18 protein-coding genes are annotated in these 19369 nt (G+C 73.7%); 15 read left to right on the top strand and 3 right to left on the bottom strand.

All coding sequences use genetic code 11. From position 1 onward, the window contains the following. Positions 1–7: 7 nt before the first annotated feature. The 3 genes from ACBJ59_RS09400 to ACBJ59_RS09390 all read left to right on the top strand — a co-directional run bounded on the left by ACBJ59_RS09400 (position 8) and on the right by ACBJ59_RS09390 (position 3727). The gene (locus ACBJ59_RS09400) at positions 8–1612 is read left to right on the top strand and encodes a CocE/NonD family hydrolase (protein WP_375109759.1); all 1605 of its coding nucleotides are present in this window, start codon (positions 8–10) and stop codon (positions 1610–1612) included. 73 nt (positions 1613–1685) lie between these two features. Then, positions 1686–2552: a sulfotransferase gene (locus ACBJ59_RS09395; protein ID WP_375109758.1), complete on the top strand. Its 867-nt coding sequence runs from the start codon at positions 1686–1688 to the stop codon at positions 2550–2552. Then, entirely contained in the window at positions 2549–3727 is a 1179-nt protein-coding gene (locus ACBJ59_RS09390; RefSeq protein ID WP_375109757.1) for a glycosyltransferase family 4 protein, read from the top strand. The genes ACBJ59_RS09395 and ACBJ59_RS09390 overlap by 4 nt, the downstream gene beginning before the upstream one ends. Before the next feature lie 268 nt (positions 3728–3995). Here ACBJ59_RS09390 and ACBJ59_RS09385 read toward each other — a convergent pair whose 3' ends face one another. Next, positions 3996–5090, bottom strand: a complete 1095-nt coding sequence (locus ACBJ59_RS09385) for a serine hydrolase domain-containing protein (protein WP_375109756.1) — start codon at positions 5088–5090, stop codon at positions 3996–3998. Between the two features lie 107 nt (positions 5091–5197). On the opposite strand from ACBJ59_RS09385, the gene ACBJ59_RS09380 reads away from it, so the two are divergent. The 8 genes from ACBJ59_RS09380 (at position 5198) to ACBJ59_RS09345 (ending at position 13039) form a co-directional block, all read left to right on the top strand. After that, on the top strand, positions 5198–6205 hold the full coding sequence (locus ACBJ59_RS09380) for a nucleoside hydrolase (RefSeq protein ID WP_375109755.1): 1008 nt from the start codon (positions 5198–5200) through the stop codon (positions 6203–6205). 167 nt (positions 6206–6372) lie between these two features. Then, on the top strand, positions 6373–8178 hold the full coding sequence (gene hutH, locus ACBJ59_RS09375) for a histidine ammonia-lyase (protein ID WP_375109754.1): 1806 nt from the start codon (positions 6373–6375) through the stop codon (positions 8176–8178). Between the two features lie 18 nt (positions 8179–8196). Beyond that, positions 8197–8376: a hypothetical protein gene (locus tag ACBJ59_RS09370; RefSeq protein WP_375109753.1), complete on the top strand. Its 180-nt coding sequence runs from the start codon at positions 8197–8199 to the stop codon at positions 8374–8376. Positions 8377–8478: 102 nt separating this feature from the next. Next, positions 8479–9801, top strand: coding sequence for an MFS transporter (locus tag ACBJ59_RS09365; protein ID WP_375109752.1), 1323 nt, complete (start codon positions 8479–8481; stop codon positions 9799–9801). After that, positions 9798–10163, top strand: coding sequence for a BlaI/MecI/CopY family transcriptional regulator (locus tag ACBJ59_RS09360; RefSeq protein ID WP_375109751.1), 366 nt, complete (start codon positions 9798–9800; stop codon positions 10161–10163). Before ACBJ59_RS09365 ends, ACBJ59_RS09360 begins: the two co-directional genes overlap by 4 nt. After that, positions 10160–11128, top strand: coding sequence for a M56 family metallopeptidase (locus ACBJ59_RS09355; protein ID WP_375109750.1), 969 nt, complete (start codon positions 10160–10162; stop codon positions 11126–11128). Before ACBJ59_RS09360 ends, ACBJ59_RS09355 begins: the two co-directional genes overlap by 4 nt. 92 nt (positions 11129–11220) lie before the next feature. Then, complete coding sequence (locus ACBJ59_RS09350) at positions 11221–11967, top strand: hypothetical protein (protein ID WP_375109749.1); 747 nt, start codon at positions 11221–11223, stop codon at positions 11965–11967. Positions 11968–12019: 52 nt separating this feature from the next. Continuing rightward, positions 12020–13039, top strand: a complete 1020-nt coding sequence (locus tag ACBJ59_RS09345) for an AraC family transcriptional regulator ligand-binding domain-containing protein (RefSeq protein ID WP_375109748.1) — start codon at positions 12020–12022, stop codon at positions 13037–13039. Between the two features lie 165 nt (positions 13040–13204). On the opposite strand, the gene ACBJ59_RS09340 is transcribed toward ACBJ59_RS09345, so the two are convergent. After that, the gene (locus tag ACBJ59_RS09340) at positions 13205–14764 is read right to left on the bottom strand and encodes a nitrilase-related carbon-nitrogen hydrolase (protein ID WP_375109747.1); all 1560 of its coding nucleotides are present in this window, start codon (positions 14762–14764) and stop codon (positions 13205–13207) included. A gap of 143 nt (positions 14765–14907) precedes the next feature. Beyond that, the gene (locus ACBJ59_RS09335; protein WP_375109746.1) at positions 14908–16812 is read right to left on the bottom strand and encodes an aconitate hydratase; all 1905 of its coding nucleotides are present in this window, start codon (positions 16810–16812) and stop codon (positions 14908–14910) included. Between the two features lie 181 nt (positions 16813–16993). Here ACBJ59_RS09335 and ACBJ59_RS09330 point away from each other — a divergent pair, with 181 nt between their 5' ends. From ACBJ59_RS09330 to ACBJ59_RS09315, 4 genes are all read left to right on the top strand, one after another. Further along, a complete protein-coding gene (locus tag ACBJ59_RS09330; protein ID WP_375109745.1) occupies positions 16994–17563 on the top strand; it encodes a hypothetical protein in 570 nt (189 codons plus the stop codon). Between the two features lie 65 nt (positions 17564–17628). After that, positions 17629–18648, top strand: coding sequence for a serine hydrolase domain-containing protein (locus tag ACBJ59_RS09325; RefSeq protein WP_375109744.1), 1020 nt, complete (start codon positions 17629–17631; stop codon positions 18646–18648). Further along, positions 18645–18800, top strand: coding sequence for a hypothetical protein (locus ACBJ59_RS09320; RefSeq protein WP_375109743.1), 156 nt, complete (start codon positions 18645–18647; stop codon positions 18798–18800). Before ACBJ59_RS09325 ends, ACBJ59_RS09320 begins: the two co-directional genes overlap by 4 nt. 88 nt (positions 18801–18888) lie before the next feature. Continuing rightward, positions 18889–19332 (top strand): Rrf2 family transcriptional regulator, encoded by a 444-nt coding sequence (locus ACBJ59_RS09315; protein ID WP_375109742.1) that lies wholly within the window; start codon positions 18889–18891, stop codon positions 19330–19332. Positions 19333–19369 lie beyond the last annotated feature (37 nt).

Raw genomic sequence — 19369 nt, 5'->3', positions numbered from 1 at the left:
AGACCCGATGCCGAAGCTGAACCGCTCCCCGCTGCGCGTCACCGCCGAGTACGACACGCCGATGCCGATGCGCGACGGCAGCGTCCTGCGCGGCTCGGTCCACCGCCGGGCCGAGGGCGGGCCGTACCCCACGCTGCTGGCGCGCACGCCGTACGGTGAGGGCTCGTTCCGGATGATCCCGGTGGCCGCGGCACTGGAGGCCGGGTTCGCGGTGGTGCTGCAGCACTGCCGGGGGCGCGGGAGCAGCGACGGCGAGTTCCGGCCGTGGCGGGACGAGGGGGCCGACGGCCACGACACGATCGTCTGGATCACCTCGCAGCCCTGGTCGAACGGCGAGGTCGTGATGACCGGCATGTCGTACCTGGCCGGGTGTGCCCTCCAGGCGGCGGCCACCCGCCCGCCGGGGCTCAAGGCGGTGGTGGCCTCCATGACGCCGCACGACTTCCACGACGGCCTCAAGTACCACGGCGGGGCGCTCGCGCTGGGCTCCGCGCTCAACTGGGGCGCGATGCAGGCGGCGCTCGGGCTGATGCACGCGGCGGAGGCGGGCGAGGACGTCGGGGCGGCGTTCGGCGCGCTGCTCCCGGTGCTGGGCGACCAGGCCGCCGCCGTGCGGACGCTGCCGCTGGACTCGATCGAGGGCATCCCGTGGTGGCGGGACTGGATCTCGCACCCGGAGCGCGACGCGTACTGGGAGGAGCTGGCCGAGACGCTGCGGCACGACCGGATCGAGGCGCCGGTCATGCACGTGGCGGGCTGGTTCGACCTGTTCCTGGCCGGGACGCTGGAGAACCACCGCCGCCTGGGCGGGCCGCTGATCATCGGCCCCTGGTCCCACCTGACCACGGGCGCCTCCGGCACCGGGCGGCTGGACTTCGGGTTCGCCGCCTCGGGGCAGGCGATCCAGCTGGAGCAGCGGCAGCTCGCCTTCCTGCGGGGCCGGGACACCGGGCCCGCGGTGCGGATCTTCGTGATGGGCGACGACGTGTGGCGGGACGAGGAGGCCTGGCCACTGGCCCGCGCCGTCGAGACCCGCTACCACCTGCACGCCGGCGGCCTGCTCTCCCCCGAGCCGCCCGCCGCGGACGAGCCGGCCGCCTTCACCTTCGACCCGCGCGACCCGGTCCCGACCGTCGGCGGCCCGACGCTGCTGTCCGACCCGACCAACGCCGGCCCGCAGGACCAGCGCGACGTCGAGCTGCGGCCCGACGTGCTCTGCTACACCACCGAGGCGCTGGACTCCGACGTCGAGGTGACCGGGCCGGTGTCCGTGACCCTGCGCGCCGAGACCTCGGGGGCCGCCACCGACTGGACGGCCAAGCTGGTGAACGTCCATCCCGACGGCCGGGCGATGAGCGTGATCGACGGCATCGTACGCACCTCGACGCCGTCCGGGACGTACACCGTCGATCTGGTCGCCACCAGCCAGGTCTTCAAGGCCGGCCACCGCATCCGGGTGGAGATCTCCAGCTCGAACTTCCCCCGCTTCGACCGCAACCCCGGCACCGGCCGCCCCGCCGCCCGAGCCACCGAGGCCGACCTCGTCGTGCAGCACCAGCGGGTCTTCTCCTCCTCCTTCGTCACCCTCCCGATCGTCCCCCGCGAGAGGTAGGGTCTGAGCTGCGAGGATTCCGATTCTCACGCTTCCAGCCAATTTCCAGGTACGACAGGTAATCTCACACGGCATGAAGTGGCAGCGCACATTCAACGGCGCGCTGGCCAGGTATACAGGATTCCAGGTCAACCGAGTAGGTAAAGCAGGACAAGCGGCTAAGGCGGTGCCGGAGAAGCGACCGGAAACGCCTTTCCGGCCGCCGGCGGATCCGGGGACCGATCGCCTGCTGACGGCGCCGGTCTTCATCATCTCGCCGGTCCGGTCGGGCTCGACGCTGCTGCGGGCGATGCTGAACGCTCACCCGGACCTGCATGCTCCCCACGAGCTGCACGTACGCCGGCTGAGAGTGGAATTCGATACCTCGCTGGCCGAGAGGGCGATGGCGGCCCTGGGACACAACAAGGCCGACCTGGAGCATCTGCTCTGGGACCGGGTGCTCCACCGCGAGCTGGTACGCAGCGGCAAGCGGTTCATCGTGGAGAAGACCCCGGCCAACGCGTTCGCGTACGAGCGGCTGGCCACGTGCTGGCCGGACGCCCGGTTCGTGTTCCTGCTGCGCCACCCCGCCTCGATCGCGACCTCCTGGCACGAGGCCAGCCCCGACAAACGCACCCCGGCCGAGGCCGCCGCCGACGCCCTGCGGTACATGAAGGCCGTGCAGCGGGCACGTACGGCGTTGCCCGGCCTGACCGTCCGCTACGAGGAGCTGACCGCCGAGCCCGAGAAGATCGGGCGCGGCATCTGCGACTTCCTCAAGCTGCCCTGGGCACCCGAGCTGCTCTCCTACGGCAAGCCGGAGGTCGTGACCAAGGGCCTGGGCGACTGGAAGGACAAGATCCAGTCGGGCACGGTGCAGCGGGGGCGCGAGCTGCCCCGCCCGGAGGAGGTCCCCGACGTGCTGAAGAGCATGTGCCGGAGCTGGGGGTACCTCTCGTGAAGATCCGCTACATGCTCCTGCACGCCTACGGGATGGGCGGCACCATCCGCACCGTGGTCAACCAGGCCACCGCGATGGCGGAGGCGGGGCACGACGTCGAGATCGTCAGCGTCGTGCGCCGCCGGGACGAGCCCCAGTTCGCCATCGACCGGCGGATCACGCTCTCGGCGCTGGTGGACCAGCGCTCCGGCATCGAGGCCGACTCCCTGGCCCGCAAGGTGTGGCGGCGCGCCCGCGGCAAGATCGTCCCGTACGGCGAGTTCGCCGCCGAATACTTCACCGAGCGGGTGGAGTCGGCCGTCATCGACTACGTCTCCGGCCTGCGCGACGGCATCCTGGTCACCACCCGGCCCGCGCTCAACCTCATCTCGGCCCGCCGCGCCCCGTCCGGCGTCATCCGGGTCGCCCAGGAGCACATGAACGTGGCCTCCTACCACGAGGCCGTACGCGAGCAGATCGGCCGCCACTACGGCGCGTTCGACGCCATCGCCGTGCTGACCGAGACCAGCCGCCGCGAATACCACGCGCTGGTGCCCGGCACCCCGGTGGTGCGCATCCCCAACGCGGTCCACATGGACGGGCGCAAGCACTCCGACCAGAGCAACCCGCTGGTGATCGCGGTGGGCCGGCTGGTGCCCCAAAAGGGCTTCGACATGCTCATCCCCGCCTTCGGCGCCGCGACCCGCGAGCACCCCGAGTGGAAGCTGCGCATCTTCGGCACCGGGCCGTCGAAGGAGCGGCTGCAGGCCCGCATCGACGAGGCGGGCCTGGGCGATCGCATCCGGCTGATGGGCCGTAGCAACCGCATCCACGAGGAGCTGGCCAAGGCGTCGATCTACGCGCTGAGCTCGCGGATCGAGGGGCTGCCGATGGCGATGATCGAGGCCATGGGCCACGCCCTGCCGATCGTCGCCTTCGACTGCCCCACCGGCCCCGCCGACGTGCTCACCCCCGGCAAGGACGGGGTGCTGGTGCCGCCCCGCGACGTCGACGCGCTGGGCGAGGCGCTCGGGCGGGTGATGGCCGACCGCGAGCTGCGGCAGCGCATGGGCGCCGCGGCGGCGGAGACCGCCCACGGCTACACCCCGCACGTCGTCATGCCGCTCTGGAACGATCTGTTCACCGACCTGGCCGCCGGCCGGCCGATCGGCGACGGGTCCCGGACGGCCTCCTGACGGCTCTTTCCGGCTCGGTCGCCGACGGGTCCCGCGCGACCCGCTGACGGCCTTTCCCCGGCCGGGCCCTTCGACCCCGGCCGGGCTCCTCGGGGGCCCGGCCGCTGCCTCAACACACCGCCCGCGCCGCCCCGCCCAGCCCAGCCCGCGCCGTTCAGCCCCGCGCCGCCCGGCCCCGCGCCATCCCGGCCAAGCCGCCCTCTTGGAGCGGGCCTCCCCGAGCGAGCCCGCACGAGGAGCCGGTGGCCGGCGTGCCTCGGGCGCCGGCTCAGTCCTCGCCCACCACGGCGAGGTCGTCGCCCAGCGCGGCCGCGATCTCCGCGGCGCGGGAGTGGTCGTCCAGGCGGCGCGTCAGGTAGGCGCAGCCGTGGTGGTGCCGGAGCGACCACCAGGCGGCCGAGCCGCCGATCCCGCCCTTGGCGATCTTGCCGCGGTCGCGGACGAAGCCCAGCGTCCAGGTGAGCCTGGTGCCGAAGACCTCGTCGAAGTCGGTGACCTGCGAGGCGAGCAGCTCGGCGTGCAGGTGCGGGCCGAGCAGCGCGCGCACGCGGCCGTCCGCGCAGGTCAGCTCCGAGAAGAACCGTGCCATGGCGGTGGCGGTCGTGTGCAGGTTGACCGCGCCGAAGACGGACTGCCGCCAGGCCCTGGAGTTCGCCCGCTCGACGTCGAGGGTCCCGTCGGGGATCTGCAGCCACGGGGCCGCGTGCAGCAGGCGCGGCCACGCGGGGTCGGCGTATTCCAGGTCGGCGACGCGGTCCAGCTCGCCGTCCGGCACCCCGAACCAGGCGTCCAGGCCCAGCGCGGGCCGCACCACCTCGGCGTGCACCTCCCCCAGCGTCGTGCCGGCGCCCGCGCGCAGGATGCCGTCGACCAGGTGCCCGTAGGTCAGCGCGTGCTCCCCTAACGACGTCCCCGGCGCGTACTCCGGCGCCGCCCCCACCAGGCTCGCGCGCAGCCCGGCGTCGTCCAGCAGGTCCAGGCCGGCGGCCGTGGCGGGGAACCGGGGCTGGCCCGCCCGGTGCGTGAGCACGTGGCGCAGCGTGGTGGCCTCCTTGCCGTTGGCGCCGTACGCGGGCCAGTAGGTGGCCACCGGCTCGTCCAGGGCCAGCGCGCCGTCGCGCACCGCGACCAGGGCGGCGATGGTCACGAACGCCTTCGACAGCGAGTACGGCTGCACGAGCGTGCTCGCCTCCCAGGGACGGCTGCGCCCGGCATCGGCCCACCCTCCGTCGAGCCGGACGACCTCCCGCCCGTCCTTCCAGACGGACACGCCCGCGCCCGTCTCCCTGCCCTCGTCCACCAGTTTCTGGAAGACCTCGCGCACCGCCTCGTACCCGTCAGTGACGAACCCCTCGACCTTCACGATGTCTCACCTCCACCCCGGAATATACCCCTATAGGGTATTCTCCACAACGGCCGATCCGGGTTTGACTGGAGCCCTGACCGCATCGCCTCACCCCCGGGAAACCCATGAGAAGGCTCCTGCTCTCCCTCGTCCTGGCCGTGGCCACCCCCCTGGCGGCCGCTCCGGCGGTGGCCCACACCCGGCCGCCCGCCGTCATCTTCGACACCGACATGGACTTCGACGACGCGGCCACGCTGGCCTATCTCGCGCAGGAGCACCGGGCCGGGCGCATCGACCTGCGCGCGATCACGGTGACGAGCAGCGGCGCCGGCTTACCCGGCCGGGCGATCCGGCACGCGAGGTGCCTGGCCGAGCGCCTGGGGCTGCGCTCCGTGCAGATCGCCGACGGCACCGCCACGGGGGCCAACTCCTTCCCCGCCGAGCTGAGGCAGCTCTTCGACCGGGTGCTCACGGCGGCCACGCCCGGCTGCTCCGGGGACGAGACGCCGTCGAAGGTGCGCGCCCCGGACCTGATCAGGAAGGTGCTGCGCGCCGACCCCTCGACCGAGATCATCGCGACCGGACCGCTGACCAACCTGGCCGGCGCGCTGCCGTACTCGGCCTCCCGGCTGACCTCCATGGGCGGCGCCGTGAACGTCCCCGGCAACCTGTGCTGCGGCACGCCGCCCGAGTTCGACGGGACGCAGGAGTTCAACTACTGGCTCGACCCGGCGGCCGTGCGCGAGGTGCTGGCCCGGAGCCGGGGCGCGGTGCGGATGGTGCCGCTGGACGCCGCCAACGAGGTGCTGATCACCGGCGCTTTCCTGGACCGGCTCGGCGCCGACCACCGCACCGCGGCCGCCGACACCGTGCTGGAGATCGTCACGCATCCCGAGGTCCAGCCCCTGATCGCGGCCGGCCTGCTCTACTGGTGGGACCCGCTGGCCGCGATGAGCGCCGTCCACCCCGGGCACGTCGGGTTCACCTCCGGACGGATCGACGTGGTGCCGAGCGGCCCCTCCGCCGGGCGCACGTTCCTGTCGCCGTCGGGGCGCCCGCTCAGGTACGGCACGACGGCCGGCACCGCCGCGTTCGAGCAGCGCTTCCTCGACACCCTGAACGGCCGGACTTAGCGAAACCGCGGCAACTGCGGGTAACTGTGGGTAACTGTGGGTAATCGCCCGCCATCGGGCCGGTCGAGACCGGGTCAGCACTCGTCACACCGGCGCTGAGCCGTCTCCGGCCCGCCACGGCCCCCGGCTATAACGGACGGCATCGATCTTCGCCGGGGGGCATGTTGATGACCAGCGTACGACGGACCGCCACCGGCCTGGCCCTGCTCGCCGCCCTGTGCGTGCCGGGCCAGGCGGTCGCGGAGCCGGCCCTGCCACCCGCGCCGCCGGTGCTGAGCCTGGAGCTGGACGGCGACTCGTTCTCCCTCCGCGACGCCTTCGCCATCCTCTCGGGCCGTCCGGTCGCCGCGCGGCTCTCGCCGGCCGCGCGGGCGAACATGGCCAGGACGCGGGCGGGTGCGCTGGCGGTCCTGGACGACCAGCGGGTGTACGGCTGGAACCAGGCACTCGGGCCGCTGAAGGACCTCCCGCTCTCGTCGCCGCAGGCGGAGCAGTTCCAGCGCAACGTCCTGCGCTCGCACGCCGCCGGGGTCGGGGAGCCGCTGCCCGACGACGTGGTCAGGCTGGCCATGATCCTCAAGGCGAACCAGATGGCCAGGGGGACGGTCGGCGTACGGCCCGAGGTGCCCCAGCGGTTGCTGGCCATGGTCAACGCCGGCGTCGTGCCGCTGATGCCGCAGATCGGCTCGCTCGGCACCGGGGACCTGCAGCCCCAGGCGGCGGCGGGCCTGGCGGCGCTCGGCGAGGACGCGCCGGTGCGCTACCGGGGCGAGGTGGGGCCCGCCTCGGTGCTGCTGCCCAAGGCCGGGCTTCCCAGGGACTTCGTGTTCCAGGCCGGGGAGGCGCTGCCGGTCATCAGCGGCAGCACCGTGCTGGCCGCCTCGCTGATGCACGCCGTGTACCGGGCCAGCGTGCTGGCCGACCAGGCGGAGGGCGCCTTCGCCCTGTTCATGGAGGCGACCAGGGCCGAGCGCGGGTCGCTGGACGCGCGTACGCACCGGGAGCGCCGCATCCCCGAGCAGAACGCGGTCGCCGCGCGGCTCCGCGCGATGGTGGCGGGCTCGCGCTGGATGACGGAGGAGGGCCGCAAGCGCCTCGACCCGGCGAACTACCACCCGCGCGTCCAGGACGCGGTGTCGGTACGGGCGGCGCCGCACATCATGGCCGGGCTGCGGCACGCGCTCGCCGACGCCCGCCGGACCCTGGTACGGGAGGCCAACGCCTCGACCTCCAACCCGCTGATCTTCAAGCGCGACCGGGGCCCGGGCTACGAGTTCGTCATGGGCGGCAACTGGGACGGCTCCGTGATGGGCCATCTCGCCGACACTCTGAACGCGGAGATCGCCGACGTCGGGGTCCTGTCGCAGGAGCTGTCGGGGCGGCTGCTGTCCCCCAGGTGGAGCTACGGCCTGCCGGCCAACCTCGCCGGCGGGACGGCCGGGCTGAACTCCGGGATGGTGCAGGTCCAGACGGTGGCCGCCGCGCTGATCCCGGAGATGCAGGTCAGGGCCACCCCGGCGGGGACGCTGTCCCGGCCGGTCAAGGACGGGCAGGAGGACCACAACACGATGGCGATGGCCTCGGTCCGGAACCTGCACGAGAACCTCGACCGGCTCGAGATCGTCCTGGCCGTCCAGTACCTGATGGCGGCCCAGGGCATCGACCTCATCGCCGGGAAGATGGCGGGCCTGCCGCTCGGCGCCGTGACGCGGGGCCTGCAGGCGGAGATCAGGCGGCACATCGCGCCGTTGAGCGAGGACCGGTATCTGACTCCTGACCTGGAGCGGGCCGTCTGGCTGGTACGCGACCGCCGCCTGGTCCCGGCCGTGCCTTCCCTCCCCCGCCGCGCCACCGTCTCCACCGCCGCACCCGCTCCCGCCGCTCGGCCCGCTCCCTTGTCCGCCCCTCTGTCCGCCCCTCTGTCCGCTCACCTGTCCGTCCCCTGCGCCCGTCCTGGCCGCGGTGGGTGCTAGGGCCGGGGCCAGGCTCCCGTGTCCGGTCCGCCCCCGGTGCCGCGCCCGCCCGGCGACGGCGAGCCGGTAGAGCCCACGGCGGCGCGGCGCCTGCTGCTGGCCGCGGGCGCCGTGCTGCTGGTCCTGGTCGTCCTGCTGATCGGGGCCACGGCGTTCTACCTGTACAACCACGCCATGGCTCCGGAGCGGCCGGGCTAGGGGCGGGCTCCGGCGAGGACCGACTACTACACCTTGTAGCATTACGCGCTGTAGTAGCGGTGGCTCCGGACAGACGGCCCCGCCCGGTGGGAAGGGGACGTGATGCGGCGCTCGGCGCAGCTGGTCATCTCGGCCACGGTGTTCGTGGATCTGCTCGGCTTCACGCTGATCCTGCCGGCGCTGCCGTTCTACGCCTCCGAGCTGGGGGCCGGCGGTTTGTGGTTCGGGGCGCTGATGAGCGCGTACTCGGTGGCGCAGCTCGTCGCCGCGCCCGTGCTGGGCAGGCTGTCGGACCGGTACGGGCGGCGGCCCCTGGTGCTGCTGGCCCTCGCCGGGTCGGCCGTGTCCATGACCCTCACGGGCCTGGCCACGTCGCTGGCCGGGCTCCTGGTCTGCCGGCTGCTGGCGGGGGCGTGCGGCGGGAGCATCTCGGTGGCCCAGGCGTACCTGGCCGACGCGGTGCCCGCCGAGCGGCGTACGGGAGCGATGGCGCAGCTGGGGGCCGCGATCGGGATGGCTTTCGTGGTCGGGCCGGCCCTGGGCGGGCTGCTGGCGCCGCTGGGGTTCGCGGCCTGCGCGTACGCGGCGGCGGGCCTGGCCGCGCTCAACCTCGCCGCCGCCTTCGCCTGGCTCCCCGAATCCGCACGGGCCTCCTCCGCCACGCGCCGGCCACACCCCCTTCCCGACCACCAGCGCGCCGCACCGGCTCGGGATCACCCCGATGGCGATCAGGGGCGGGACGCGTCCCAGCGGGCCGGGCTCGGCGGGAGCCGGGACGGCCGCCGGCCGATCCGCCCCCTCGGCGTCTCCCGGCCGGGCACCGCGCCGGGCGGGCCCGCGGCCGGTGGGCGCGGGAGCAGGGCCGTGGCGTTGCTGGCCGGGACCGGGTTCCTGGCCATGGCCGCCTTCGTGGGGATGGAGACCACGCTGGCCTTCCTCGGCCGGGACCGTTACGGGTGGGACGCCACCACGATCGGGCTGGCGCTGGCGGCGGCCGGGCTGGCGATGGCCGCCGTACAGGCCGGGCTGGTGTCCTGGCTGGCCCGCCGCTGGGGCGATGCTCGGGTCGCGGCGGCCGGGGCCGTGACGATGGCCGGGTGCATGGTGGCGGTCTCGGTTTCGGCGACCTGGTGGCAGTGCATGGTCGCCGTCTGCCTGCTCTCCGCCGGGCACGGCCTGCTCACCCCGACCGTGTCCAGCCTGCTGGCCGCCGCGGGGCCGCCGGAGCGTCGCGGGGCGCGTCTGGGGACCGGGCAGTCGGCGGGCGCCGCGGCGCGGATCATCGGCCCGGCCGGCGCGGGGCTACTGTTCGACGTCGGGACGGCGTTACCGTACCTGGCCGGGGCACTCTCGGCGGCCCTGGCGGCCGCTGCCGTCCTGGCCGTGCCCGCGCTGGAACCCGCAGGACAGGAGGAGGAGGCGTGAACAGCCTCGGCGAGCTGGAACGCTCGATCATGGACGTGCTGTGGAGCAGCGACGCGTGGCTGACCGTACGCGACGTCGTCAACCGGCTCAGCGACCGCAAGCTCGCGTACACGACCGTGATGACCGTGATGAACCGGCTCGTCCGCAAGGACTTCATCCGGCGCGAACGCGACGACGACGGCCGCACCTGGCGTTACCGGCCGGCGGCGGGGCGGGAGGCGTACGTCGCCGAGCTGATGCTCTCGGCGCTCGGCGAGACGGGTGACCGGCTCGCCGCGCTCGGCCACTTCGCCCGCTCGGTCACCCCCGAGGAAGCCGCCGCGTTGCGGCAGGCGCTGCCCGACGGGCAGGAGACGTCATGACCTACGCCGCCCACCACCTCCTCACGCTCGCGGCGGCCCTGGTCGCCATGGCGGTCATGCCGCGCTCGCGGCTCGCGTGGCGGGCGCCGCGAACGTCGCTGCTGATCTGGCAGACGGTCGGCCTGACCCTCGTCCTGTCGGCCGTCGGCACGGCCATCGCGATCGGCCTGGCCCCCTACCGGCTCGGCATCGTCCCCGCCCTGGTCGCCTTCGCCCGCGACCTGGCCGGCGGCCGGCTGCCCGCCGCGCTCACCCCCCTGCACCTGCTGTGCACCGCCGGCGGTCTGGCGGCGACCGCCTGGATCGCCGTCGCGTTCGCCCGCAGCGCCCGCTCCGTGGCCGCCCTGCGACGCCGGCAGCGGACGCTGCTCAACCTGATCGCCCGCCCGCATCCCGACCTGCGGGAGGCGCTGGTGGTGGAGCATCCGGCGGTGGCCGCGTACTGCCTGCCGGGGCGCAGGGCCGCGATCGTGGTCAGCACCGGCAGCCTCGACCTCCTCACCGGGCAGGAGCTGCGGGCGGTCCTGGCCCACGAGCGCGCGCACGCCCGCGAGCGCCACGACCTGGTGATCCTGCCGTTCGCCGCCCTGCACCGCGCCCTCCCGTCCAGCCGCCGGGTCCGGGCGATGCTGGACGCGGTCGCGCTGCTCGTCGAGATGCGCGCCGACGACCGTGCCGCGCGCGACAGCGGCCGCCGCCCGCTGGCCACCGCGCTGCGCCGGTTCCGCTCCTGTGAGCGCCTCGCCACCCCGCCCGGCACGCTCGGCACGCTTGGGGACACCAGCGGCACGGGTGGCCGGGACGGCACCGGCGGCACGGATGGCAGGGGCGGGCATGATCTTGATGCGCGCATCGACCGGCTCAGCGGGCAACCGCACAGCCCGTGGCCCGTGCGGGCCCTGCTCCTGCTCGTCGCCCTGACCGTGGTGAGCACTCCGGTCAGCCTGTTCCTGCTCCCCCTCTGAGGCGCCGGCGGCAGGAAGGCGATATACGGAATCGCCCCGCGAACGTATGATCGGGTCGCCTGATCACCGCGGCTGCGAGGGAGTTTCCCGTCATGCGGATCACCATCATCGTGCTCGCGGCGCTGGCCGTCGGCCTCCTGCCCGCGACCGCCGCCCACGCGCAACCAGGCGCTCCCGGCCTGAGGATCAAGGAGAGCCGGTACCACGTCAAGGCGATCGGCCCCGGCTTCGTGCTGAAACTGACCCCGCGCAAGCTGGACACGCGCATCGACGAGGAGCGGTTCGGCGACCCCGCCACCGGCAACCCGATCGTCCGGCAGACGATCAACCTCACCGGGCTCACGCTGCGCCCCTTCGAGTGCCGCAACGGCACGTACACGATCAGGACCGGCACCTTCCAGCGCACCTGGCGGGTCTCGCAGCTCGCCAAGCGGCCGCTCCCCTACCCCGAGGGGTTCGCCACCGGCGCGCCGGGCATCTTCACGCCGTTCGTCGGCGAGCTCAAAGGCACGGTGACCGACGCCGCCGGGGAGACGCTGAACTTCCTGATCTCGGACCTGGTGCAGGAGGTCCTGACGCCGGACGGCTTCTCCGCGACGGCGCCGATCCACGGGTTCTTCGTCGATCAGCAGGGCCGCGTACGCGACCGCATCTCGCTCGTCGGCCGCTTCAACTCCGGCGGCGACGGCCAGGCCCCCACGTACGGGATCGAGGACCGCGGCACCTGCCGGCAGATCGCCGACCTCCCCTACGGCCCGGGAAGCGAGCGCGCGGTGGTGACGGGACCGCTGTTCGTGCTGCCGTTCAGCGCCCCCGTGACGGTGCCCGAGCACCCCTGACCTGGACCCGGACGGTCGTCTGCTAGCGTCGGCGGCGGCGAGGAGGTGGGTCATGTCCGCGGACGGCGTCGCGGTCCAGTTCGTCCGGGCGGCCATCGCCTCGACCGAGTCGGCCGGGATCGACGTACGCGGGGCGACCCGCGACACCTCGCTGTGGCGCGAGCTGGCGCGGCCGGGCACCACCCACATCGGCTGCGAGCAGGCGGTCACGGCGCTCCGGGGCCTGTTGCGGCTCACTCGGGACGAGTTGTTCCTGCTCGGGCCGCGCCCCGTGCCGCCGGGCACCTTCCGGATGATCTCGCTGGGCCTGATCCACGCCCCGGATCTGCGGACCGCGCTCGAGCGGCTGGTGGAGTTCGCGTCGATCACCACGGGCTACTCGCGCAGCCGGCTCGTCGTGGACGGCACCGCCTGCCGGATCGAGATCGCCGCCGAGCCGGGCGCCGATGTCCCGCCGCTGGCGGCCGAGATCATGCTCGCCTTCGCGCACCGGTTCCCGGCGTGGCTGGCCGCCCGGCGGATCCCGCTCACCGGGGTGGAGCTGCCCTTCCCGGAGCCCGGCTACAGCGCCGAATACCTGCACATCTTCGGCAGGGCGCCGTCCTTCGACGCTCCGGTGGCCGCCGTCTCCTTCGACGCCGGCCATCTCGCGGCCCCCGTCGTGCGGGAGGAGCGGGAGCTGCTGAGCTATCTCCAGCGGTCCCCGGCCGATCTGATCCACCATCGCGACTACGGCACCACGACCGCCGACCGGGTCCGCAACATCCTCGAACGCGGCGACACGAGCAGCCGGGCGCGCGCCGAGGACGTCGCCGCCCGGCTGTCGATCAGCGTCCCGCACCTGCGCCGCCTCCTGCGGCGGGAGGGCACCTCGTTCCACCGGATCCGGGAGGAGGTCCTGAGGGACCTCGCCATCGCCGGCCTGCGCCGCGGCGACGAGTCCGTGGACGAGCTCTCCTCCCGGCTCGGGTTCTCCGAGCCCAGCGCGTTCCGGCGGGCCTTCACCCGCTGGGTCGGCAGCCCGCCGGGCGAATACCGCGACCGGCACGCCGCCCTCTCGGCACGGAACTGACCCCCGGGACCCGCCGGCACGCACAGCGTCGCCGCGGTCGCCCCCGGAGGCCCGGCACCCCCGGGGCACCGGGGCCGTGAGCGCGATGGGCGGCGCCGGGCGGCGCCCCGAAGGCAGGCGTCCCAAAGGGGAGCGTCCCAAAGGCGGGCGGCGGGCGGCGGGCGGCTACGTGGTCTGTGTGGCGGTGGTGGGGCGGCGGGGACGGAGGCGCCATGGCGGGAGGGCGATCATGACGGCCGTGCCCGCCAGGCATGCCCAGGCGAAGACGTCGCCGATCACGCGGTAGACCGTGGCCGCTCCGCGCGTGGGCACGTCGGAGTAGACGACGTGCCGGTCGCCGCCGGCGTAGTCGTGCACGGCCAGCGCCCGCCCCTGCGCGTCGAAGGCTCCCGACACGCCGAACTCGGCCTGCCGGACCATCGCGTACCCGTTCTCGATCGAGCGCAGGCCGGCCTTCTGGCTGTGCACGGGCCCGATCTCCGCCCAGTCGCGCGCGGGCACGATCATGATGTCCGCGTCCACGCGCATGAGCTCGGGGAAGTCGGCGTCGAAGCAGATCACGGTGGCCAGCCGGCCGTAGGGCGTCCGCGCGACCGGCACCACGCCGTCGCCCGCCGGGTACGCCTCCAGGCCCGGAATGGGATGGGCCTTGTCGTACGCCCAGACCCGCTCGCCCTCCGGGCCGAACAGGTGGACCCGGTTGGCGGCGTACGGGGCCCGCGGCAGGAAGAGGGACACCGCGGCCTGCAAATAGATCCGGTTCTCCCGCGCGGCGGCGGCCACCCGGGCCAGGAAGGCCGGTTCGTCGGCCGCCAGGACGTTGGCCGCCTGCTCCGACCACGCCACGATCCTCGCTCCCGCCTGCGCCGCCTCCCGCGTACGTGCCAGCAGGTTGGCGTTGACCCTGTCGAAGGCGGCCCGCACGGCCGCCTGATCCTGCCCGGCCACCCCTTCGGGGGTGTAATTCTCGCCGATCACGCCGCGCAGCTCGCGGGTGGCCGAGGTGTCCGGGCTGATGCCCGCGACCCGCACGGTGGTGGCGTCCGGCGCGGGGAAGGCCAGCCTGGTCCCGCCCGCCAGCAGCACGACCAGGGTCACGGCGGCGTACGACCACAGCACGCGCAGCGCCCGCGGGTTCGCCCAGACGTGGTTCGCCACGGTGGCGAACCAGCCGATCAGGAAGCCCACCCCGTACGGACCCGTCACGGCCACCACCTGCAGCAGCGCGAGGTTGTCGTGCTGGGTCGCGGCCGGCACGCCGAACGCGGTGCCGAAGGGGCTGAGGAGCGTCATCAGGAACTCGCACGCCGCCAGCGCCGCCGGGAACAGCAGCAGCCCCGTCACGGTGCCCGCCCGCGGGGTGACGAGCCGGTCGGCGACGTACGGCACGACGGTCAGGGTGCCCAGGGCGATGATCCCGAGCACGGTGATCGGCGTCATCGGCACCGCGGTCTCGACCATCCAGAACAGGCCCGCCGACGCGGACGCCGCCCACACCGCGAGCAGGCCGGCGAGGGCCGGGCCGGTCCTGACGAACCTGAGGAGGAGAACGGGCGACAGCCAGGCCGCCACCGCGACGTCGTAACGACCGTGGACGGCGAGGAGCCACAGCAGCGTTCCCGCCCCCAGCCAGGCCCAGCGCCACCGATCGGCCCTGGGGACCGGTGGCACACCGGCGGTGCCGTCACCCGTGCCGCCTCCACGTACGACCTGCTCTGTATGCATGCGCCGACGCTATTTTCGGCCCGGCCCCGGCGGCTGTGACCGAGGCTCTCCTCATCCATGACCGAGCCGATCGGCCCGGGCGGCGGGCATGACGCGTCAAGGGCGGGCCGGCGGGTTCACCTTCGACGGGAACGAGCGGCCGCTCATTGCCTGAACAGCGGGATCCAGCCGCCCGCCAGGACCATGGCGCGCTGGCGGGCGGAGAGGCGGTGCCTGAGCACGATGCCGTTCACGGCCAGCTCCGTGCCGTGCTCGACCGCGTCGCGCAGGCCCTCGAAACGCAGCTCGGGGCCGATCCTGTCGTAGTCGGACTCGTCGGCGAACTCGAGCGCGAGCACGCCGAAGTTGGCCAGGTTCTGCCAGTGGATGCGGGCGAAGGACTTGGCGACGACGACCCGGAGCCCGAGGTAGCGGGGGACGATGGCGGCGTGTTCGCGGGAGGAGCCCTGGCCGTAGTTGCGGCCGCCGACGATGGCGTGCGGTCCCGTGTCGCGGGCCCGTCGCGGGTAATCCTCGTCGATCTGGGTGAAGGCGAAGTCGGCCAGCGCCGCGATGTTGCTGCGGTACGGCAGCGCCCGCGCGCCCGCCGGCATGATCTCGTCGGTCGAGATGTCGTCGCCCACCTTGAGCACGACCGGCAGGGTGAGGGAGTCGGGCAGCGGATCCAGCTCCGGCAGCGTGCCGATGCTCGGGGCCTTGACCAGCTCCGCCTCGCGGGCCTGGTCGACCGGCGGGGGCGGCTCCAGCAGCGCGGCGCCCGCGCTGACCGTGCGCGGCAGCTGCCCGCGCGGCGGGTCGAGGCCCAGGTCGCGCGGGTCGGTGATGGCGCCGGTGAGTGCCGCGGCGGCCGCGGTCTCGGGTGAGCAGAGCCAGACGGAGTCGTCGTGGGTGCCGGAGCGGCCGGGGAAGTTGCGGGGGAACGTACGCAGGCTGTTGCGGCCGACGGCCGGGGCCTGGCCCATGCCGATGCAGCCCAGGCAGCCGGTCTGGTGGATGCGGGCGCCGGCCTCGATCAGCGCGGTGATCGCGCCCATCTTGGTGAGGTCGATGAGGATCTGCCGCGAGGTGGGGTTCACGTCCAGGGACACCTGGGGGTGCACCTGCCTGCCGCGCAGGATCTCCGCCACCACGGCGAAGTCGCGCAGGCCGGGGTTGGCCGAGGAGCCCACGACGACCTGGTGGACCGGCTCGCCCGCGGCGTGGCGTACCGGGATGACGTTGCCGGGCGAGCCGGGCCGGGCGATCAGCGGCTCCAGGCCGGACAGGTCGATCTCCTCGTGCACGTCGTAGCCGGCGCCGGGATCGGCCACGCATTCGGTGAAGTCGCCGGCCCGGCCCTGGGCCCGCAGGAACTCCAGCACCCGCTCGTCGGAGGGGAAGACCGTGGTGGTCGCGCCCAGCTCGGCGCCCATGTTGGCGATGACGTGCCGGTCCATCGCGGTCAGCGTGGCGAGCGCGGGTCCGTGGTATTCGATGACGCGGTGCACGCCGCCCCGTACGCCGTGCCGCCGCAACATCTCCAGGATCACGTCCTTGGCGCTCACCCACGGCGGCAGCTCGCCGGTGAGCCGCACGCCCCAGACCTCGGGCATCGTGACGAACAGCGGCTCCCCGGCCATGGCCATGGCCACCTCGAGCCCGCCCACGCCGATGGCCAGCATGCCGAGCGAGCCGGCGGCGCAGGTGTGCGAGTCGGAGCCGGCCAGCGTCTTGCCGGGTACGCCGAAGTGCTGCATGTGGGTGGGATGGGACACGCCGTTGCCCGGGCGCGAGTGCCAGATCCCGAACCGCCGGCAGGCCGAGCGGAGGAACACGTGGTCGGCCATGTTGCGCTCGTCGGTCTGCAGGAGGTTGTGGTCGACGTACTGGACCGCCGTCTCGGTGCGTACCCGGTCCAGGGCGAGGGCCTCCAGTTCGAGCATCACCATCGTGCCGGTGGCGTCCTGGATCAGCGCCTGGTCGATCCGCAGCCCGATCTCCTCGCCCGCCCGCATCTCGCCCCTGGTCAGGTGCGCGGCGATCAGCTTCTCGGTCACGTTCTGGCTCACGAGGGGCTCCGCTACCCGGACGGGGCCGGACGACTCACCGGATCTTCGCCGACGCCGTGGAAGATGTCCTGATCTTTCATGAGAAATCCCTCATGTCCCTCTCACGTGGGAGCCACGGCCGATCGAGAGCCTTCTCATGACCGGGCGGGCGGCCCGCACCGGGACTGACGAGGGGAATGACATGAACAAGATCGGACTGACCGTGGCCGGCGCCGTCCTGGGCACCGTCCTCGGCGGCCTCACCCTGGCCACACCGGCCGCGGCCGACACGCGCACCTGCGCCGGCACGATCCGCGCCACCGGCGTCGACGACGTACGCGTGCCCGACGGCGCCACCTGCACCCTCCTCGGCACCCGGGTGAGCGGCAACGTCAAGGTCGGCGACGGGGCCGGCCTCGTGGCGCGCGGCGTCCGGGTCGCCGGCGACATCCAGGCGGAGGGCGCCCGCGCGGTCTCCGTCACCAGCGGCTCGAAGGTGGACGGCAACATCCAGGTGAAGGACGGCGGCAGCGTCACGGTGACCTCGACCCGGGTCGACGGCGACATCCAGATCGAGGGCAACCGCCGCCACGTACGCGTCGACGGCAACCGGGTGGACGGCAACATCCAGCTCAAGGACAACCGCCGGGGCCTGCGGGTCCACCGCAACACGGTCAAGGGCGACCTGGAGTGCGCGGACAACCGCTCGAAGGTCACCGGCGGCGGGAACTCCGTGCGCGGCGACAAGGAAGGCCAGTGCCGCCGCTTCTGACCGCCGGGCCTCCGGGACCGGATCCGCTCCCGCGGACGGCCCTTGGTCAAGCTAGGTTGACCTCTATGGAAGAGGCGCGGCGCATGACGCCGGGGACGTACGGTGACGATCGGCTCGCGGCGAAGCTGAACGAGGTGCTCGACCCCGCCCGCCACCCCGTGGCCGCCGTCGCCACGGTCACGTCTTCGGGGATGACCGTGGCGAGCCGCGGCGCCCCGATGGAGGGGGACTTCGAGATCGGGTCGATCACGAAGGGGATCACCGGGCTGCTCTATGTCGACGCGCTGGCACGGGGCGAGATCAGCCGCGACACGCTCCTCGGCGAGCTGCTGCCGATCGGCGACGTCCCCGCCGCGCGGATCAGCCTGGCCGCCCTCAGCACGCATCGATCCGGGCTGCCCCGGCTTCCCGCCGCCATGCACCCGTTACGCCGGACCGTCGCCCTGTGGCGGCACGGGACGAACCCGTACGGGGAGGACCTCGAACAGCTCCTGGCCCAGGCGCGGGGGACCAAGGTGGGCAAGCCGGCGCCGCGATACTCGAACTTCGGGTTCGAGCTGCTCGGCCACGCCATCGCCCGCGCCGCCGGCACGACGTACGCCGGCCTGGTGCGCGACCGGATCGCCGGCCCCCTCAAGCTCGGCGGCCTCTACGTGCCCGCGGGTCCGGAGCGGCTCCGCCCCACGGCCCTGACCGGCCGGAGCAAGCGGGGACGGCCACGGGAGGCGTGGACGGGCGAGGCGCTCGGGCCCGCGGGCGGCGCCCGCGCCGCCATCCGGGACATGGCCCTGCTGACGGACGCGCTGCTGAAGGGCACGGCACCCGGCGTCGCCGCGCTCGACCCGGTCGCCCCCTTCCAGGGCAGGGTGCACATCGGTGCCGCCTGGCTCGTCCTGACGGTCGGGAGCGGCTTCACCCTGCACAATGGCGGCACGGGCGGCTTCCGCTCCTGGCTCGGGCTCCACCGCGCCTCGGGAACCGGCGTGGTCGTGCTGTCCGCCACCGCGGCCTCCGTGGACCGTCCCGGGTTCAACCTCCTGGCAGAGCTGTCCGGCGGCCCGAAGAAGGCACGTCCCACCCGATGAGCTCCCGGGCGCGGGAGGTCTTCTCCGCCACCCTCGACAGGGTCGAGCGGAACAGCACGCTCGTCACCGGCGACCTGGCGACGGAGGCACGGAAGATCAAGCAGCTGCGCGACACGCGCGCGTTCGGCTCGGGCATCGTCTCCCTGCACTAACGAGGTCACCTGACCGCCGGGCGGGTTGACCGCCCATCGAACTGCAACTAGCTTTGTTACAGTTCAATCGGCGGCGAAGGGGGACACGGTGAGCCTCAGCAGCAGGACCGCGGTCGCGATCCACGCGCTCACACTGCTGGCGCGCTGGGGCGAGCGCACGCTGACCTCCGCGGAGATCGCGGACAGCCTGGAGAGCAACCCGGTTCTCGTGCGGCGCGTCCTCGGCAGCCTGCGGGAGGCCGGCCTGGTGCGGGCCACGGAGGGCCGGGGCGGCGGCTGGTCGCTCGCCCGCGGCCCCCGCGAGATCACGCTGTACGACGCGTACGCCGCCGTCGAGGAGGGGCCGATCCTGTCCCGCCACCCCCACCCGCCCAGCGCCGACTGCGAGGTGGGGCGCAACATCCAGGCCCTGCTGGAGTCCGAGTTCCGGGACGCGGAGCGAGCCCTGGAGGAGCGGCTCGGCCGCACGACCATCGCCCACCTGCACCAGCAGGTGCTGACCATCGAGCGCGAACTCGCACTGCCGCGGTAGCCCCTGCCGCGGGCCGAGCGACGGCGGAGGCCGGTCC

This window comes from Nonomuraea sp. MTCD27, from assembly GCF_041950495.1.
Lineage (GTDB): Bacteria > Actinomycetota > Actinomycetes > Streptosporangiales > Streptosporangiaceae > Nonomuraea.
Note: the sequence above shows the minus strand (reverse complement) of the source record. Positions and strands in the feature narration are given on the sequence as shown.

Excerpts from the sequence above, each read along its gene's own strand:
- ACBJ59_RS09400 (WP_375109759.1), top strand. The coding sequence starts at position 8 with ATGCCGAAGCTGAACCGCTCCCCGCTGCGCGTCACCGCCGAGTACGAC.
- ACBJ59_RS09395 (WP_375109758.1), top strand. The coding sequence starts at position 1,686 with ATGAAGTGGCAGCGCACATTCAACGGCGCGCTGGCCAGGTATACAGGA.
- ACBJ59_RS09380 (WP_375109755.1), top strand. The coding sequence starts at position 5,198 with ATGAGAAGGCTCCTGCTCTCCCTCGTCCTGGCCGTGGCCACCCCCCTG.
- hutH (WP_375109754.1), top strand. The coding sequence starts at position 6,373 with ATGACCAGCGTACGACGGACCGCCACCGGCCTGGCCCTGCTCGCCGCC.
- ACBJ59_RS09365 (WP_375109752.1), top strand. The coding sequence starts at position 8,479 with ATGCGGCGCTCGGCGCAGCTGGTCATCTCGGCCACGGTGTTCGTGGAT.
- ACBJ59_RS09355 (WP_375109750.1), top strand. The coding sequence starts at position 10,160 with ATGACCTACGCCGCCCACCACCTCCTCACGCTCGCGGCGGCCCTGGTC.
- ACBJ59_RS09350 (WP_375109749.1), top strand. The coding sequence starts at position 11,221 with ATGCGGATCACCATCATCGTGCTCGCGGCGCTGGCCGTCGGCCTCCTG.
- ACBJ59_RS09345 (WP_375109748.1), top strand. The coding sequence starts at position 12,020 with ATGTCCGCGGACGGCGTCGCGGTCCAGTTCGTCCGGGCGGCCATCGCC.
- ACBJ59_RS09340 (WP_375109747.1), bottom strand. The coding sequence starts at position 14,764 with ATGCATACAGAGCAGGTCGTACGTGGAGGCGGCACGGGTGACGGCACC.
- ACBJ59_RS09330 (WP_375109745.1), top strand. The coding sequence starts at position 16,994 with ATGAACAAGATCGGACTGACCGTGGCCGGCGCCGTCCTGGGCACCGTC.
- ACBJ59_RS09325 (WP_375109744.1), top strand. The coding sequence starts at position 17,629 with ATGGAAGAGGCGCGGCGCATGACGCCGGGGACGTACGGTGACGATCGG.
- ACBJ59_RS09320 (WP_375109743.1), top strand. The coding sequence starts at position 18,645 with ATGAGCTCCCGGGCGCGGGAGGTCTTCTCCGCCACCCTCGACAGGGTC.